General features: G+C 73.1%; 1 protein-coding gene and 1 pseudogene. One reads left to right on the plus strand and one right to left on the minus strand.

Features of this window, described 5'->3' with window-relative positions:
• The first annotated feature begins 26 nt into the window (after window positions 1-26).
• Entirely contained in the window at window positions 27-1469 is a 1443-nt protein-coding gene (locus tag SSOG_RS05635) for a beta strand repeat-containing protein (RefSeq protein ID WP_009713245.1), read from the plus strand.
• Here SSOG_RS05635 and SSOG_RS05640 read toward each other — a convergent pair.
• Window positions 1466-2713: pseudogene (locus SSOG_RS05640) on the minus strand (hypothetical protein); the annotation flags it as partial. The gene SSOG_RS05635 and the pseudogene SSOG_RS05640 sit on opposite strands and share 4 nt — an antisense overlap.

Raw genomic sequence — 2713 nt, forward strand, 5'->3', positions numbered from 1 at the left:
CGTGACCTCCTCGCCCCGACCCGTCCGTGGCGGGCCAGCCGGTCACCGTCACCGCCACCGTCGCGTCCGTCGCGCCGGGGGCCGGGACGCCGACCGGCACCGTCACGTTCACCTTCGGGGACGGCACGAACGCGGCGTCCGCGACCCTGTCCGGTGGCATCGCGACCGTCTCCCATGTCTTCAGCGGGACGTCCGGCAGCCCGTTCGCCCTCACGGCCACCTACAACGGCGACACCAACTTCACCGCCTCCAGCGGCACCGACACCCAGACCGTCAACAAGGCCGCCACCAGCACCTCCGTGGTGTCCTCACCCGACCCCTCGACCGTCGGCCAGCCGGTGACCCTCACCGCCACCGTCTCCGGGGTGGCACCGGGCAGCGGGATCCCGACCGGCACCGTCACCTTCGCCTTCGGCGACGGCACGAGTCCCGTCACCGCCACCCTGGCGGGCGGCATCGCGACCGTCACCCACCCCTACGCCACCAGGACCGGCAGCCCGTACACGGTCACCGCCACCTACAACGGCGACACCAACTTCACGACCTCCAGCGGCACCGACACCCAGACGGTCAACAAAGCCGCCACCACCACCGCCGTGGTCTCCGCACCCGACCCCTCGACGGTCGGCCAGTCGGTGACCCTCACCGCGACGGTGGCGGCGGTCGCCCCCGGGGCCGGGACGCCGACCGGCACGGTCACCTTCACCGTCGGCGACGGCACGAGCTCCGCCACCGGGACCCTGTCCGGCGGCGTCGCGACCGTCACGCATGCCTACGCCACCAGGACCGGCAGCCCGTTCACCATCACCGCCACCTACAACGGCGACACCAACTTCACCGCCTCCAGCGGCACCGACACCCAGACCCTGACCAAGATCACGACCAGCACCACGGTGACCTCCACCCCCGACCCCTCGGTGGTCGGGCAGTCGGTGACCATCACGGCGACCGTCGCCTCCGCGTCCGGTACGCCGACCGGAATGGTCACCTTCGCCTTCGGTGACGGAACCAGCTCGGTCGCGGCAGCGCTGTCCGGTGGCATCGCGACCGTCACCCACACGTACACCACGACCACGGGAAGCCCGTTCACCATCACCGCCACCTACGGCGGGAACGACAGCTACTCGGGCTCCAGCGGCACCGACACCCAGACCGTCAGCAGGGCGGCCACCACCACGTCCGCGGTCGCCACACCGAACCCGGCGTTGGTGAACGACCCCGTGACCGTCACCGCGACCGTGGCTCCCGTCGCCCCCGGCACGGGTACGCCCACCGGAACCGTCACCCTCGCCATCCCGGGGCGCACCCCGCAGACCGTGACGCTCGCGGGCGGCACCGCGTCCGCCACGTTCAACCCGCTGCCGAAGGGCACGTACACCGTCACCGCCAACTACAACGGCTCCGTCAACTACGCGCCCTCCGCCGGAACCACGACCCTGGTCGTGACGACGCCGGGCGGAGCCCTCTAGGGGGTGTCCGCCCCGGTGGTCCGGTCCGGCGCGTCCCCCTCCGGGCGCTTGTACATCCGCGTCGCCGTGATCTGGCCGTGCACCTGCTCCCCCTCCGGGTCCTGCGCCGGAAGGCCCGGCCGCAGATGCTCCTCGACGCTGATGTACTTGAGCCCGGCCCGCAGGTCCGCGTCATTCCGCAGCCGGATCACCAGCGGGAACTCGGCCAGCGCGGTCGTGTCGAACAGCCCCGTCGTATAGAGCAGCTGGACGCCCAGCGCGTCCGCGACCGCCCGCTGGAGCTCCAGCAGATACGTCGCGTTGGCGCGGCCGATCGGGTTGTCGAGGAACAGCGTGCCCGCGTGGCGGTGCTTGTCGCGGCCCCGGTCGTTGCTGCGCAGCGCGGCCATCGTGCAGTACAGGGCGATGGCGGCGGTCAGCAGCTGGCCGCCGGAGAAGACGTCGCCCATCTGCCCGACCGGCACCCGCTCCGCGCGCAGCACCGCGTCCGGCTTCAGGATCTCCACGGCCACCCCGCGCGGCTGGAGCGCCGACGAGACGCCGCGCAGCAGCAGGGACATGCCGTCCCGGCGCAGATCGGAGTTCTTCTTCACCGCCGAACGGGTCGCCTCGTCGATGACCTCGCCCAGCCGCTCCGTCAGCGTCGCCTGGTCCGGGTCGTCGAACCGGATCCGCAGGAACTCCTGCCCCGACCACTCGCCAAGACCCTCCGGGAGCCGGGAGAGCCGCTGCGCCGAACGGAGCGTGGCCAGGCAGGATTCGACCAGGCCGCGCAGCCGGTCGACGATGGAGTCGCGGTTGCGCTCCAGCTGCTCCAGCTCGTCGGTCAGCACCCGCAGCCGGGGCGCGAACGCGTCGGCCCAGGCCGAGGCGTGCTCGGGCAGCGCGGCCGCGGGCAGTTCGCGGATCTGCTGGCGGGCGGGGGTGCGGACCTGCTCGTAGCGGGTGGAGTTGGCGTGCCGTACGAGGACGTCGCTCGCCTCCCGGACCGCCGACTCGGCGCCCGACAGATCGGCCGCGCAGCCGCGCAGCGAGCGGCGGGCCTCGGTGGCGGCCTGCCGGGCCTCGGCGAGGCCGCCCGCGTACGGGTCGGGGCGCTTCGCCGGTCCGTCTCTCGCGCCGGGTCCTTCGCGCAGCAGGTCCCGCAGCAGGGCGGCCGTCTCGTCGAAGCCGCCCGCCGCGTCCTCCGCTGAGCGGTGGGATTGCAGCAGGTCGGCGTGGCGGTGCGGGCGGTGTCCAGCGCG

Source organism: Streptomyces himastatinicus ATCC 53653 (genome assembly GCF_000158915.1).
In the GTDB taxonomy this organism is placed as follows: Bacteria; Actinomycetota; Actinomycetes; order Streptomycetales; family Streptomycetaceae; genus Streptomyces; species Streptomyces himastatinicus.